The following is a 15,031-nucleotide window of genomic DNA, read 5'->3' on the forward strand; positions in this document are numbered from 1 at the left end:
GAAATATTACGATGCAGTCAGTACAAAAGAAACGCGGACGTCGATCCACGACAGCGACACTGGAGTTCCCGGTGACGGCTTGCATGTTCGTCGTCGTCGTGGCGGCGTTGCTCCCGGGTTGCCGCACGGCATCGTCGCTAGGGCTGCCGGTATCGGCCAATTCGAATCGGTTACTGCCCTACGCGTCACATCTGCGACAAAGCGTGGGCCACCGCCCCGATATTGCCACCGAATTGGCAAAACAGGCCTTGCCACCGCACCGTGTCGAAGCCGGCGACATCCTGGTCATCGAACCCAACGATTTCAATTCGCCGATTCGTTTGCAGAGCGATCAAACCGTTCCACAAGACGGCGTCATCGAGTTGGGCGAATACGGTCGCATTGCCGTGACCGGTTTGAACACCGAAGAGATTCAACAACTCGTTCAAGCACGCATCGCGGCCCGCGAAACGGTCCGGCGAAAAGGTCAGATCGGTTTGGCGACACACCGTCAGAACGCTGATTCGGCCGGCGAAAGCGTCCCGGATTACGGGATCACGGTGCGATTGGTCAATCTGGAGAACGCACAGTACTACGTGATGGGTGAAGTGAATGCGCCGGGTTCGTATCCGCTTGTCGGCGCCGAAACGGTGCTCGATGCCGTGATTGCAGCAGGCGGGCTTTCCGATCGCGCCAATGAGCACCAAGTCATCTTGACACGTCCCCAATTGGACGGCCAGCCACGTCAGATTTTGCCTGTTTGCTACAAACAAATTCTACAACTTGGCGATGTCTCGACCAACTATCAGCTACAACCCGGCGATCGCGTTTACGTTCCCAGTGTCACGCTGTGGGAAGACGTCAAACAGAGTCTGACATTCGGCAGCGACAAAAGCTGTCCGCACTGCCGAACTTACCAACGCTAGCTTCCTGCAGGAATGAGTTTCGAAGGTCACGCTGGGCGTGACGCCAGGCATGCGATCGACTGACTGCGGCACGGTTGCGAAATGCCGCCCAGGCTGTCGAACACACGTCACGCTCTTGCTAGACTAGTGCTCTATCGCAGCTTAATTTCCGGGTGGTGGACGAGGCAACGAGTCCTTGCCAATATGCCGACTACAGAGGACTCGTCGCCTCGTCCACTACCGCCTACCGGAAAACCAAGGTGCGGCGGAATACTAGTCTTAGTAGACGACGTCCGACTGCCGTCAAGGTTGGCGTCGCCTCTGGGGCCTGATCAACTGGAAACTGATGACCGCTGTAAATGATTCTGTCGCGTTGGGACTTGATTTTGGAACGGAGTCGGCGCGGGCAGTTCTCGTCGACCGCAATGGATGCGAATTGGCTGTCTGTGAGAGCCCATATCGTCACGGACAAATCACGCAAACCCTGCCGACCAGCGGCGCCGCGCTGCCGCAACACTTCGCGCTCCAAAACCCCGCCGATTGGATTGAGTCGGCCGCCAAAGCGACGACTGACGCGATCAAAACCTCGGGCATCGATGTGCGCCGTGTCGTTGGCATTGGAGTCGATTTCACCAGCTGCACCATGTTGCCGACCCAGTTGGATGGCAAACCGTTGTGCGAGTTGGAACGGTTTCGCGACACGCCTCTTGCTTGGCCGAAACTTTGGAAACATCACGGCGCGATCGAACAGACCGATCGCATGAACCGAATCGCCGAAGAACGCAACGAGGCGTTCATGGATCGTTACGGCGGAACCATCGGTTTGGAATGGTTCTTTCCCAAAATGCTGGAAACGATTGACAAGGCACCGGAGGTCGCCGACGCCGCCGAAGTTTGGCTGGAAGCCGGCGACTGGTTTGTCTGGCAACTGGTGGGCTGTGATGCGGCTGAATTGCCAAGGTCAACCTGCCAAGCCGGTTACAAAGCATTGTGGTCGGCCGAGACCGGGTACGCATCGGACGCTTACTTTGCGGCCGTGGACCCGGCCCTGGCGGCCGCGGCGCGCGACAAAATGCCCGGCCGAATGTTGTCGCCGGGCCAGTTCGCCGGAACGCTTTGTGAAGCCTTGGCCGATCGTCTCGGATTGCCCGCCGGCATCGCGGTTGCCGCTGCCACCATCGATGCCCATGCCGCGGTGCCCGGCGTCGGTGAAGCCGAACCGGGGACGCTGGTCATGGTGATGGGGACCAGCAGTTGTCACATGCTCAATGCCCGCGAAGGCAAACCAGTTGACGGGGTGGCGGGAATTGTCGACGGAGGCATTTTGCCCGGGATGTTCGGCTATGAAACCGGGCAAGCCGCCGTGGGTGATGCGTTCGCCTGGTTGTTGAAACTACTAAACCTGGACTCGTTTGAGCAACTCGCCAAAGACGCGATCGCGCTGCCAGCCGGTGCCGACGGCGTGATGTGCTTGGACTGGATGAACGGCTGTCGCACGCCGCTGATGGATGGAACCGTCAAAGGGTCCTTCAGCGGATTAACGCTGGCGACCACTCCGGCTCACATGTATCGAGCTCTTCTGGAAGCGTCTGCGTTCGGGGTACGCTGGATTGTCGATGTCCTTCGCGAAGGCGGAATCCCCGTCGATCGGTACGTCGCAAGCGGCGGATTGCCCCATCACAATCCCGCCGTCGTCCAAGTCTATGCCGATGTGCTGGGGAGCGAAATCGAGGTGCATCCGTCCCAACAAGGACCCGCGATCGGTGCGGCCGTGCTGGGCATGATCGCCGCAGGCAAATCCAAGAGCGGTTTCGCCAGCGTTGCCGATGCGGCACGCGCGATGGCAGCCGTGCCCGAATCCCAAAAGCAGATCGTCAAACCGAATTGCGATCACGAATCAAGCTATCGAGAACTGTATCAACGTTACCGGAAACTCGCCGATGTGATGCAGAACTTGTAGCGTGGCGTTTGCGGTGGCGGAGCAATGGATGGCAGAATGATGGGAGGCGGAACGATGGGAAGCATGAGGATCGTACGGTAGAATCATTTCAGGCAGGATGCACGGCTGCGGCGCGACGACGCGGACGACTCGGAATCAATCACGATGGGGATGAACATGCGATACGACTGTTCGGCCGACCGCCATTGGCGCACCCTGGGATGCATCGGCGTGGCAGTGGTTTTCGCCCTGCCGGCAGTGGCCGCCGAAGAACCCCTGCGCGGTGAAGCAAAGCGACCGACCACGATCACGCAGCTGATCGACGATTGGTTTTGGCCAGATCCCTACAGTCATCTCGGGCACGTCCGATCCAATGGTGCGGGCTGGGAATGGGTACGCATCGCCGCTGACGTCAAGGCCGGGACCGACGCCGGATTGTCGTCAGAACAAATCTCTGCGATCGCCGCGATCTATCGCCTGACCACCGCCAGTACTCCGCAAGGACCACTATCCGACCGACAGCAACACTGGCACCAGGCGGAGCTGGAGACGCGAAACCTACTCAGTGAAACCCAGCAGCATCGAGTCGACCAGTTGGTCATCCAACGTCGCGGATACCGAGCGTTTCTCGAATCGGATCTTGTCACGCGACTCGACCTGTCAACCGATCAAACGACAAGGATCCGAGACGCGATCGCCAAGCACACCAAGAGGATTGCCGAGAACACCCGCAGACTGACCGCCCAAAGCGATCGGGCCGCCGAAAGCGATCGGGCCGCCGACCAACCACGACGTGCGAGCGAACAAGCTGGATCGCATTTGGAGAAGGCGCGACGCGAAAAAATTCAACTCGGCTGGCTTTCGCATCAAAAGACGTGGAATGAGATTCGGGAGATTTTGTCGCCCGACCAAGTCAAGCTGTTCCGGAAGCTTCGTGGTGCGCGTCCCGGAAAACGCATCGCCAACACGCCCGACGCGGCGCCAGAATCAATGGCAAACGTCCAGCAAACTCCCGACGCCACCAGCGATCCGCCCGTGTCGCAGCTTGTCCATCCCAAGCGCGTTCGGACGGCTGAGGAACAGGCTGCCTTCAAAGCCATCAAGCAACAGCTCCAAGATCGTCTTCTGGAGGACCTCAATGCCCCCGAGAATCGTAGTCCTGATTCCGTCCTGCAAACGTCTTACGGTGATGAGCCGCCGGCCGAGGGGTCATCGCAAGCCTTGTTCCGTTCAATGGTCCCGCTGACGTACCGGGAATACATTCGGCGGCATCCCAAGCTGCATCAGCTCGAATTTGACCATCACGCTACCGTCTTTGTCTCCGAACAAACGCTCGCAGTACTGGACAATGCGTTGCCGATTTCGCTCGATGCGGCGATCGACCTGATGCTGAAAGCGCCCGTTCGACCCGCCAGACTGGCTGCGGAACTGATTCGGCAGCGACGCACGAAACTGTCGATGGAACAATGGATCCGCATCGTCAAAGGGTACGAATTTGTGCCTGCGATCCGCAAAGAGTATCCCATCGGGGTGCCCGTCGAGATCTGGGGAAACGGCGCGATCCCTTTCGGATTCCTGCTGTTCGATGATCCGACCGTCGCCGGCGTCGAGACCGAGACGCGTGCGCATCTGGATGGCAAACACGTAGCAACGATGCCCGGCAGCGGCTGGCGATCTAACTTGCCCGGAGTTTCACTCGGCGATGAGTCGCTGGGAGATCACACGATCGAGTACCAACTTGACTACACGTTCACCGTCACCGCGCAGCCAATCACCGGACAGCTCAGTTCTGGAAAGATTCCATTGACGATCGTTCCTGCTCAACCCGACCCACTGGCGGCCGCGATGTCCAATCAACTTCGCGAACTCGTCGTTTCTGGGATCCGAGCATTGCCGATCGCCCGGGGGAGAGAACGCGTGTATTCCCAGCCGACCGAAGCAGGAGGATTTCAACGTGTTGCAAAACTCCGGATTCCGTATCTGGAGCTGAAGCGTCCACTGCCGGTGGGATTGGCCATGGAAGTCGACGTCTATTTCGCGGATTCCGATCAACCCCACTCGCGACCCGTGTGGGTGGTCCCGGCTGGTGAAACCAGCCAATACGAAGTGGAAGGTATGATCGGTGACGCTCGCCTGGTGCAAATGCTCTCAGAGCGGGTCGATCAAGAGGGAATGGTTGATGCGCGAGTTGTTCTGACACCTTCCCGCAGCACCGCACTTTCGCACGCCCTGTTGAATTCGTATTACCCCGAATCGATCGAGGTGCACGCTCAGTGGCAACTGTTGTCGGTCGAATCCGATCAGCGATAGCGGAACAGCGCCACACGCATCGCTATCCAGCGAGTCTGGATTTGGCTTTGAATAAGATCGTCGAACGTGGTATCACTTTAGCTGGGCCGTCGCGCGACGGATGTCATGGGGCTTTGATCAAAGTATTGTTGGCGTAGCGGAAATGCGTACACTGGCGATCGGGGATATACATGGATGCTACCAGTCGCTGAAGCGATTGGAATCGGCCGCGAAGTTTACGCCGGACGATCAAATCATCACGCTCGGGGATTTCGTCGATCGAGGCCCTGATACACGCAGTGTGCTGGACTGGTTGATCGATCGCCAGGAACACGGTTTGGTTGCACTTCGTGGCAATCATGAAGTGATGATGCTGGCGGCAAGGAAGTCATTCAACCGGCATGTCGAATGGCGTGCCTGCGGCGGCGACGCGGTTCTGGCGTCGTACGGCATCGACCATGTCGAACAGATCCCCAAACGGCACTGGGAATTCCTGTCGACCAAGCTGAAGTCCTATCATGTCGGCAAGAACCATTTTTTCGTGCACGCCAACGCGTACCCCGAAATGGAATTGGACGAGCAACCGAGCCACATGCTCTATTGGGAATCGTCTGCCGAACGAGCCCCCCACCGATGCGGCCGCGTGATGGTTTGCGGGCACACGCCGCAACGCAGCGGCGCGCCGCTGGACATGGGACATGCCGTGTGTATCGATACGGCGGCGTGTAAAGGCGGTTGGCTCACCTGCCTGGACGTCGATGCCGGGTACTGCTGGCAAGCCAATGAACAGGGCGAGGAACGCAGTTTCTGGCTCGATCAAGGACCCTACGGCGCACAATTGGAACGCGCCTGAGCGATCGCGTTTGGCTGCTGAGACGGCGCCCACTCCCGCTCGTCGAGGTCATGCGGTTTTCAAGTCACCCTCCTGCCAGGAGGGGCGAGCGAAGCGAGGGGCATATGCATCAAGTTAAGAAGTAACCCTCCCGTGTGCGGGAGGGTCGAGCGCAGCGAGGGGAGGGTTTTCAGCGGCCCCGCACCCATCGATGCCAACAACGACGCCAGAGCCCCCTCCCCGCGTCATCGCAAACTCCTCCGCGACTCTCTCAGAGGACATCGATTGTATAAGCGACGGATTTGATCGTAGCGGAAGGCGCCAAGACTTTTGCAGCGTGAGCCCTCTCTGGCGTTTGCTTGCTGCGCAAACGCCGTCTCTCCCAGAGGGAGAGAATCTGAATTGGTTACCAAAATCTGCCGTAAGACCGCACGACCTCCGTCGCAGAAGGCTGACCTCATGAGCACTATTTGCCGTGGAACGCTTTCATTTCGCTGACCAAACGGGCGACCACCTCGGGATGCTGCTCGGCGATGTCATCCCGCTCGCCGAGATCGGCGTTCAGATTGAACAACAACGGTGTGTCGTACGTGGTGATGGGACGTCGGCGACGGGTCACCGGGTCGGTCGGCAGGCTGCTTGCGACGTGAATCTTGTAGCGGCCCGATCGGAATGCGTTTTGATGATAGGCCCATGTCTGTCGCGCACTCGGCTTGCCCTCAAGCAAGGTGGGGCTGAGATCAGTGGAGATGTACCCAGGCTTGTCGGACGGTTCGCTGCCGCCGGTGAGTGACGCGAACGTCGCGTACAGGTCCAAGTTCGCCCCGATATCGTCGATCGTGGCCGGCTTGATCGTTCCGGGCCAATAGAAAATCGTCGGAACCCGCTGGCCGCCTTCCCAAGTCGTCGCTTTCTCGCCACGCAACGGACCGGCGGTGCCGCCGTGCGGGCCGAAACAGGACCAGGGGCCGTTGTCACTGGTAAAGACGATCAGCGTTTCCTTCTCGATCCCCAAGCGACGAACCGTCTCGACGACTTGGCCGACCGACCAATCGATTTCTTCGACCACATCTCCGAACCGGCCCCCCGCACTTCGATTCTGAAATTCAGGTGAGGCAAAAATCGGCGCGTGCGGCATGTTGTGGGCCAGATACAGAAAGAAGCGATTGTCTTTCTGTTGCTCGATCCATTTCACCGCTTCTTCGGTGTAGCGGTGTGTGAGCAGTTCCTGGTTGACCGGATACTCGACCACCTCGCGGCCGCGAATCAGCGGGACCGGAAACGAGAATTTATCACAGTTGTCAAACACCTCGCGCGTCTGCTTCTTGCCCGGCGGGGGCGGCACGTCGTTGCTGCCCGGGGTGCCATAGTGATAGTCAAAACCACATTCCAAGGGATGCATCGAGTCAACGGTAAAGTCTTTGGGGTAACCTGCCAGGTGCCATTTGCCAAGAATGGCCGTCGCATAACCCTGCCGTTTGAGCATCGCCGGCATCAGGGCACTGCGATCATCGTTCAGCCCGTTTGCCTGGCGGGGAATGAACACGGGATGTCGGCCACTCATCAACCCTTTTCGGCTCGGCACACAGGTTGAACCGGAAGAATAAAAACTCGTCCAACGCTGGCCTTCGGCAGCAAGTCGATCAAGGTGAGGCGTCTTGTTCTTGGTGTTTCCGTAACACCCCAGATCACCGTAACCCATGTCGTCGACGAAGATCAAAACGATGTTGGGAGCCGCTGGGGCGGCGTCCAACGCGGATGAAAACAACCCGCTGACGGACAACAGCATTAAGCTCAGCAGGGCGAATCGATTGTGCATGGTTGCTGCAGCAATTGGAGGGGAAGAATGACGCTTGCGATAGGAGAACGAACGCGGGGGGGCAGCCATCGTACCCCATTGCCACCCGCGGTGCACGATTCGTTCGGTCGCATCCCACGCTAGCCATTGGCCAACAGCCGCAACAGCTCGTTGGCCGCGGCCGAGGCAAACGCTTTGTCGTTGATTTCACACTCGATTCGAACGACGGGCTTGCGGGTTTTTCCAATCGCTTCAAACAGAGCCGCATCGGCACCGGGATCGTGAAACGGCTGCCCTGGGGCACTGATCACACTGATCGCCCTGGTCGGAATCATCACAGTCACGTGGTCGCCGTAGCGGTCCACCTGTTCGGCGAGGGTGCGTCCGAGTCGCGCCGATTCCTCCGCCGTCGTTCTGACCAACGTGTTGTCGGGATTGTGTTCGTAGATCAGCCGCGACCGGTAGCGGTCCGGGACGGTGCTGCGCGGGCCAAAGTTGGCCATGTCCAAACATCCCGGCGCGATGACGGTCGGCAATCCCGCTTTCGCCGCCGCTTCCAACCGATTCGGCCCGGCGGACATGATGCCGCCCAGCAATTCATCGGCCAGCTCGGTCGTCGTGATGTCCAACACGCCGGCAACCATCCCGCTGGCGATCAGATCTTCCATGGCCCGTCCACCGATGCCGGTCGCATGAAACACTAACACCTCGTAGCCGGCATTCTCCAAAATCGGTTTTGCGATCTCGATGCACTTGGTGGTGTTGCCGAACATGCTGGCGACGATGATCGGTTTCGCCGCGTCCGACTCGACCTCCGCCTGGACCATGCCACAAATCGCGCCCGCGGCGCGCGTGAACACGAGTTGCGAAATACGATTCAGCCCCGCAACATCAACGACACTGGGCATCATCACAATGTCTTTGGTGCCGATGTAGGCAGACGTGTCACCGCTGGCGACGGTCGAGACCATCAGTTTGGGGAATCCGATCGGCAAGGCGCGCATCGCAGCGGTCGCGATCGAGGTGCCGCCGCCTCCGCCGAGCGATAACACGGCGTCGATCCGCCTTTCCGCCGCCAGGCTCGGCAACGCCGCCGCCGCGGCGCGCCCCATCAACGCCACACAAGCACCGCGGTCGCCGGCGATCGGTTTCAAGTCCGCGTCGACGCTCGCAAGCAACTCGTCGCGTGTGACATCGGGCGTGATGCGAGGCGGCTCGCCCGTCCCCACGTCGATGGTCAAAACCGCGAAACCCTGGTCACGAATTTTCTGGGCAACGAACTCCAGCTCGTCGCCTTTGGTGTCATACGTCCCGAGGACGGCGATCGTCTTCATCGCGAACGCACCGGAATCTGCTTGAACTCGCGCGTCAGTTTCAGCAACGATTGTTCAAAGGCCATGCGTTCCAAACTGCTCGCGCCGACGAAGCCGACCGCATCGGTGTGTTGGTTGATGTAGGCGGCGTCGTCGGGTCCACAAATCGGACCGCCGTGAGAAAGCAAGAAGATGTCGTCACGCACACTTTTTGCGGCATCACAAACCTCTTGCGTGCGCTTGGCAGCGTCTTCGATCGTACAGCTGGCATCGGTGACGCCGATGCTGCCGCCGATCGTGGTCCCGACGTGGGCAATGATTGCGTCGGCCCCCGCCTTGGCCATCGCCTCGGACTCTTCGGCCGTTGCGACATAAACGATGCTGAAAAGGTCCATCTGACGCGCCAAAGCGACCATTTCGACCTCATGGGAAAAACTCATCCCGGTTTCCTCCAACACCTGCCGAAAGTTTCCGTCGACGATGGCGTGGGTCGGAAAGTTATTGACGCCGGAAAAACCCATCTCTTTGACTTTGCCCAACCAATGCCACATCCGCCGTCGCGGGTCGGAGGCGTGGACACCGCAGATGACCGGCGTCTCTTTGACGATCGGCAACACCTCGTACTCGCCGATCTCCATCGCCACGGCATTAGCGTCACTGTAGGCCATCAAGCCGGCGGTGCTGCCATGGCCGGCCATTCGGAAACGGCCAGAGTTGTAAATGATGATCAGATCCGCGCCGCCCTGCTCGAGAAACTTGGCGCTGATGCCGATGCCGGCGCCCGCGGCGAGAATCGATTCGCCGCGATCAAGAGTCGCGCGCAATCGCGCCACCACCTCTTCGCGTGTGTACGGGTTTCCTGTTCCAGTCCACGGGTTTGGCATTGCAGAAGCTCGTTCAAAAGGGCGCCGAAATTCATCACGGTTGACCAGGTCCGACATGATAACGCAATCGGATCCGGTCATTCCAGCGATGGCGCGTCGGACCTGCGAAGCGAGTGGCGCCGCGCGGCCCCTTTGCTGACGCGTGCGGGCTTAAATCGAAAAACCGCAAACCTGGTCGCGTTCTACGAGCCGGCGGCGGTTTAACGTTCGTCGTAGATCTTCATCGGGAAATCGGGCTCGAACGTGCGGTCATTGATGAACGCCAGCTCGAGCCGCTTGACGATTTCCGGATGCGACTTGGCCAGATCGTTGGTTTCCGCCGGGTCGTCTGCGAGGTTGTAAAGTTCCCAATCGGCCGCTTGTTTTTGGTTGATGTTGCGACGAATCGCTTTCCAATCTCCATCTCGCACCGCAACGATTCCGCCGTATCCGTTGAAATTCCAAATCAAGGGTTTGCTGCGTTGCGTTTCATTTCCCTGGATCAAACCGACCAAGCTGACGCCGTCGAGTATTTGTTGCTCGGGAAGTTTGCCGCCGGCGATCTCGGCCAACGTGGGAAACCAGTCCGGGAAGTACGACGGGAAATCATTTTCACTGCCTTGGGCAACCTGCCCGGGCCAGCGGACCAGGCATGGGATGCGAATGCCGCCCTCGTAGCAGCTTCCTTTGTAACCCTTCAATCCGCCGTTGGAATTGAAGAACGTGCAGGCCGCTCCACCGACATGAAATTCGGGATTGCGGCTGCCGTGCGTCGGGCCGTTGTCAGAAGTGAAAATCACAACGGTGTTTTCGGTCAATCCGTGTTTGTCCAGTTGATCCAAGATGGTCCCAACGTGTTCATCCAAATCGGAGATCATCGCAGCGTACGCAGCCCTCGGCCGCGGGTGGGGCAGGTAACCGTTCTCGCCTCGATAGGGTCCGTGTTGGTCGTCCCATTCCGCCGGATACTTGTCGATCCATTCTTGGGGTGGTTGCATGGCGACGTGCGGTTCGACGAACGGGCAATACAAGAAGAACGGATTGTCTTTGTTCTTGTCCAGAAACTTGACGGCCTCCTGCAGGATCAAATCCGGTGCATACGTTTCCGCCCGATAGTCGTCCGCGACCACTTCTCCATCCGGTTTGCGGTCGTGGCCCGGAATCGGGTACTTGTTGATCAGAACTTCTTTTTCATCGCTATCGAGAAAGGGCGGGAAATAGCTGTGGGCGTTGCGTTGGCAGTTGTAACCGAAGTAGCGATCAAATCCCTGTTTGATCGGCGAACCGGTGGTGTTGGACGGCCCCAGTCCCCATTTGCCGAAGGCACCGGTCGCATAGCCGGCCTCTTGCAACACTTCGGCGATCGTGACGATCTGCTCGGTGATCGGAAATTGTCCGGGATAAATGCGCCCGTTGCCGGAATCACGGTTGGTCCGAATCTCGGCGTGCCCCAGATGCTGGCCGGTCATCAGGGTGCAACGCGCCGGAGCACAGACCGGCGCGCCCGTATAGTGTTGCAGGAACCTCATCCCGTCTTTCGCGAGCCGGTCAATGTTGGGTGTACGAATCTTTTCTTGGCCGTAGCATCCGAGTTCACCATAGCCGAGATCATCCGCCAATATAAAAACAATGTTGGGGGTTTTGGCCAGGCCAAATCGCGGGACACCCGCCGTCAGCACAACGGCGGTGATGAACAGTAAAAGACGCATAACAGGCATTTCCAGGGCGTTACTCAGCAGGGACGGTACGGATCGGCGGGACCCAAAACCAAGTTGCGGATTTGGACCGGTCGCATTGCAAGCAGTGTAACGGATCCACGGCGTGAATTGCTCTCGGGCGACTGTTCAATCGTCAAGATCATCCGAGGACGTCACGGCCATTGCGTCAGCGAATCAGTTCTCGATCATGCCGCCAGGCACAGTGATTCCTACATGCTAAGGTTTCCTCGGCCCCCCCTTTTCTCGCCAGTGCCGAATCATGCCCACCGTTGCATCCCCTTCCTCCACGCCCTCCGGCGCTTCCAGGACTCAGCCGCCCGCACGACGGTCGGCCGAGACACCGAAAGACAAACTGTCGGAAACTTCGTCAAATGACGATGACCGCTACGAGCCTCGCTTTCAAGTGATCGGCGGGCAAGATGTTCGCGACATTCAATGCCGGCTTTTGGTTCCTGCTCCGCTGGGAGGCGACGATCAAATTCCCTGTCAGATTGTGGATCTGAACTCCAGCGGTTGCGCGATTCGCTATCGGCAAACCCGGTCGCTGTTCAAGTCAACGACGTTGGAAATTCGTAACCTCGCGGGACACGACACCTTACAGATGCTCGCGCGGGTTTGCTGGTCTCGTCAATCCGGACTCGATCAATACGCCAGCGGTTTGTATTTTCGCCGTTCGCTCCCCGATGACTTCATTTCAGCTGGCATCCGCGCCGGGCAACTCAGTCGCCGAACGGCACAGCGAGAAACGGTCGACGTCGCAGTCACCATCCGGCAGTGCCAGCCCCAAAACCGCAGCGAGGGTCGAATCGTTTCGACCAGTCGTAGCGGACTACAAGTCATCGGCTCGGATGAATTACTGGTCGGATCACGACTGATGCTGCAGCTCGATGATGGCAACGCCGTCGTCGGCACGAGCGTATGGAGCTCGCGACGAGGGACGCAGTATGCCTCCGGGATCGCGTTCACGCACGCCGGCAACGGGCGTCAGTTCCACAACGCCGTGCTCGAACAGGCGTAGCGGAAGCCGCCAACGGTTTGCCGACTTACTCGCCGCGGTTGATGATCTCGCCCATCAGATAACAGCGAAAACTGGCGACGAGCTGTTGGACCGCGTCGTTCAATTCACGTCGACGGCGATCGCGGTTTCGGATCGGCTTGAGTTCCAAATGGACTTTCGTGCTGCAACCCGGTGTCGCGTTTTCGGTCAGCAGTTCGTCTTTTTGTGCATCGCTAAGCGTCAGCACTGCGTGGAAGGAGATTTTGTGATCGATGCGACGGCGGCCGCCCGGACTGGATCCCGAGACGACTTTCAACGAAAGCTGGTTTTCGGCGACATTGACGATCTCGGCGTGGTGATCGGCGATGAAGCCGCGCAGTTTCTCGATCACCAGATCGACCGGGACGGGTGTCAAGATGTCGACCTTCGTCGCCACGGCTTCGTCGCCGCCGATCAACCAGTCGAACCAACCGACGCGGTGCGCGGGCTCGGCGACTTCGGACATTTTCCCCAAGCCCAGCTGAACGACTCGATTGCGGCCGTTGTCTTTCGCCTTCAGCAAGGCTCGGTCGGCTCGTGCCAACACGGTTTCCGCACTGTCGCCGGATTGATATTCGGTGACGCCGAAGCTGGCGGTGATGCATTCACCGCCGAGGGCTTCGATGGGTGTCGATTCAAGTGTTTGACGAACGACTTCAGCGCGTTTGGCGCCCGTGGCGTTGTCACACGCGTTGGCCAACAGCAGAAACTCTTCACCGCCGTAACGCGCCACCAAATCCCCTTCGCGACTCTGCGACCGCAGAACGTTGGCAAAGACCTTGAGTGCCTCGTCACCGGCCGGGTGGCCGAACGTATCGTTGATTCGTTTGAAATGGTCCAGATCGCAAATCACCAGCGCAAACGTTGGTCCGCCCGCGGCGGTGGCGGCGACCATCTCTTCCAGCGTGGTGTCGAAATGGGCGCGGTTGGCGACACGCGTGAGTCCGTCCAGTCGCGTTTGTTTGTGTAGCGTATCAAGTCGACGTTCCAAATGCTCGCGGTCGGACAGGTCGTGAACCACAATCACCGTCCCGTGAGACCCAGGGCGCTCGCCGTGTACGGGAGCGACTTCGACGTGCACCGAAACGGGATCGGTTCCAACGGCTTCGATGATCATCGCACGGCGTACTGATTCGCCCGTTCGAAAACACTCTTGCAACGGACAGATCGTTTCGTCATCGCGGTCGCGGTCGGTGTCACGCATCCGTAGTGCCGCGGCAGACCATTGTTTTCCGATAATCGCTTCGGCGGGTAGATCGGTTAGTCGCTCCATCGCAACGTTCCACTGCGAGACGTTTCCTTCGCCGTCGGTGAACGCGACGCCGTCTTTGAGTGTCGACAACAGGCGTTGATTGAAAAGTGTTTCGCGGCGGACGACCTCTTTGGTTCGATGGGACTTGCCGACCGCGGGGTTTGCAGTCCCGGTCCAGAACGCCTGAGAATCTTCGGGACGCAGTTGCTGGAGCCAGCGGTGGACCATCGATCCTTGCAGAATCTCCGGCCGGGATTCGAGCAGGCGGCTGAAATCGAGGACCAAATCTGGATCGAACTGGGTGCCGCTACCGCGAACGAGTTCGGCAATCGCGCGATCACGGCTCATCGCCGGCCGGTACACATGCTCGGTCGTCATCGCGTCAAAGGCATCGGCAATCGCCAACATCCGCGCGCCCAACGGCAGCGCCTCGCCCTGCGGTGTTTCGCCATCGCGTCGACTGTCGTACCAGAGGTTGCAGTAGCGAATGATGTCCAACAGATCAGGGTCCGTGGTACAGCCTTGCAGAATATCGCAGCCGAGATCAGGACAAGTGTCCATCACAAGCTGCTCGTCGACCGTCAGTTTCCCCGGCTTGCGCAAAATGCGATCGGGAATCCCGATCTTGCCGACGTCATGCAGCAGCGCCCCGACTTCGATTCGATCGCGAACGTCGTGATCGAGTCCCATTTGCTCGGCCCAACTGCTGCAAAACAACGCCACCCTCAATCCGTGTGCGGCGGTCGCCGGGTGCTTGGTCCGCAGCGCGTAGAACAACGAGGTCGCGATCCCCAATCGGACGACGGCCAAACGATTCTCGGCGTCTTTCTCAGGACGTTCCGCAGGGGATTCGCTGACGGCGTCCGAGGCGATCTGCAATTTCGCCAGCAGATTGGTGACGCAATTCGCCGCCCCCCGAGCAACCGTCGACGAATTCGGCACGCCCCTCGTGGCGGGAACGGCAGCGTTGAAGGTACTAGATTGGGGCTCGAAAGGGGTCTGAGGATGAGTCATTAGGCTCAAATGCGGAGGAGTGACGACGAGAATACCGGCTACTGGCAACCATAGGTCACGTCGGCCGCTCGGGGCGTCGAAAAGAGCGTGATT

General features: G+C 59.1%; 10 protein-coding genes. 5 read left to right on the forward strand and 5 right to left on the reverse strand.

The features are described from left to right. Positions 1–11: 11 nt before the first annotated feature. From TBK1r_RS06130 to TBK1r_RS06145, 4 genes are all read left to right on the forward strand, one after another. Positions 12–905, forward strand: a complete 894-nt coding sequence (locus TBK1r_RS06130) for a polysaccharide biosynthesis/export family protein (RefSeq protein WP_145208157.1) — start codon at positions 12–14, stop codon at positions 903–905. A gap of 325 nt (positions 906–1,230) precedes the next feature. Next, entirely contained in the window at positions 1,231–2,844 is a 1,614-nt protein-coding gene (locus tag TBK1r_RS06135) for a ribulokinase (RefSeq protein ID WP_145208159.1), read from the forward strand. Positions 2,845–3,000: 156 nt separating this feature from the next. Further along, positions 3,001–5,133, forward strand: coding sequence for a hypothetical protein (locus TBK1r_RS06140; RefSeq protein ID WP_145208161.1), 2,133 nt, complete (start codon positions 3,001–3,003; stop codon positions 5,131–5,133). A 142-nt stretch (positions 5,134–5,275) separates the two neighbouring features. Then, positions 5,276–5,965 carry a metallophosphoesterase family protein gene (locus TBK1r_RS06145; protein ID WP_145208163.1) on the forward strand — a complete coding sequence of 230 codons (690 nt, stop codon included), beginning with the start codon at positions 5,276–5,278 and terminating at the stop codon, positions 5,963–5,965. Between the two features lie 445 nt (positions 5,966–6,410). On the opposite strand, the gene TBK1r_RS06150 is transcribed toward TBK1r_RS06145, so the two are convergent. From TBK1r_RS06150 to TBK1r_RS06165, 4 genes are all read right to left on the reverse strand, one after another. Further along, complete coding sequence (locus tag TBK1r_RS06150; RefSeq protein ID WP_419581026.1) at positions 6,411–7,763, reverse strand: sulfatase family protein; 1,353 nt, start codon at positions 7,761–7,763, stop codon at positions 6,411–6,413. A gap of 119 nt (positions 7,764–7,882) precedes the next feature. Then, positions 7,883–9,076 (reverse strand): Tm-1-like ATP-binding domain-containing protein, encoded by a 1,194-nt coding sequence (locus TBK1r_RS06155; RefSeq protein ID WP_145208167.1) that lies wholly within the window; start codon positions 9,074–9,076, stop codon positions 7,883–7,885. Then, positions 9,073–9,939: a phosphoenolpyruvate hydrolase family protein gene (locus tag TBK1r_RS06160; RefSeq protein ID WP_145208169.1), complete on the reverse strand. Its 867-nt coding sequence runs from the start codon at positions 9,937–9,939 to the stop codon at positions 9,073–9,075. The genes TBK1r_RS06155 and TBK1r_RS06160 overlap by 4 nt, the downstream gene beginning before the upstream one ends. A gap of 200 nt (positions 9,940–10,139) precedes the next feature. Further along, the gene (locus TBK1r_RS06165; RefSeq protein WP_419581027.1) at positions 10,140–11,627 is read right to left on the reverse strand and encodes an arylsulfatase; all 1,488 of its coding nucleotides are present in this window, start codon (positions 11,625–11,627) and stop codon (positions 10,140–10,142) included. Positions 11,628–11,895: 268 nt separating this feature from the next. Here TBK1r_RS06165 and TBK1r_RS06170 point away from each other — a divergent pair, with 268 nt between their 5' ends. Then, positions 11,896–12,654, forward strand: a complete 759-nt coding sequence (locus TBK1r_RS06170) for a PilZ domain-containing protein (RefSeq protein ID WP_145208172.1) — start codon at positions 11,896–11,898, stop codon at positions 12,652–12,654. Between the two features lie 25 nt (positions 12,655–12,679). Here the strand turns inward: TBK1r_RS06170 and TBK1r_RS06175 are convergent, their stop codons facing one another. Continuing rightward, complete coding sequence (locus TBK1r_RS06175; protein ID WP_419581028.1) at positions 12,680–14,866, reverse strand: sensor domain-containing diguanylate cyclase/phosphohydrolase; 2,187 nt, start codon at positions 14,864–14,866, stop codon at positions 12,680–12,682. Positions 14,867–15,031 lie beyond the last annotated feature (165 nt).

The organism is Stieleria magnilauensis, assembly GCA_007753675.1.
GTDB lineage: Bacteria > Planctomycetota > Planctomycetia > Pirellulales > Pirellulaceae > Stieleria > Stieleria magnilauensis.

Excerpts from the sequence above, each read along its gene's own strand:
- TBK1r_RS06130 (WP_145208157.1), top strand. The coding sequence starts at position 12 with ATGCAGTCAGTACAAAAGAAACGCGGACGTCGATCCACGACAGCGACA.
- TBK1r_RS06135 (WP_145208159.1), top strand. The coding sequence starts at position 1,231 with ATGACCGCTGTAAATGATTCTGTCGCGTTGGGACTTGATTTTGGAACG.
- TBK1r_RS06140 (WP_145208161.1), top strand. The coding sequence starts at position 3,001 with ATGCGATACGACTGTTCGGCCGACCGCCATTGGCGCACCCTGGGATGC.
- TBK1r_RS06145 (WP_145208163.1), top strand. The coding sequence starts at position 5,276 with ATGCGTACACTGGCGATCGGGGATATACATGGATGCTACCAGTCGCTG.
- TBK1r_RS06150 (WP_419581026.1), bottom strand. The coding sequence starts at position 7,763 with ATGCACAATCGATTCGCCCTGCTGAGCTTAATGCTGTTGTCCGTCAGC.
- TBK1r_RS06155 (WP_145208167.1), bottom strand. The coding sequence starts at position 9,076 with ATGAAGACGATCGCCGTCCTCGGGACGTATGACACCAAAGGCGACGAG.
- TBK1r_RS06160 (WP_145208169.1), bottom strand. The coding sequence starts at position 9,939 with ATGCCAAACCCGTGGACTGGAACAGGAAACCCGTACACACGCGAAGAG.
- TBK1r_RS06165 (WP_419581027.1), bottom strand. The coding sequence starts at position 11,627 with ATGCGTCTTTTACTGTTCATCACCGCCGTTGTGCTGACGGCGGGTGTC.
- TBK1r_RS06170 (WP_145208172.1), top strand. The coding sequence starts at position 11,896 with ATGCCCACCGTTGCATCCCCTTCCTCCACGCCCTCCGGCGCTTCCAGG.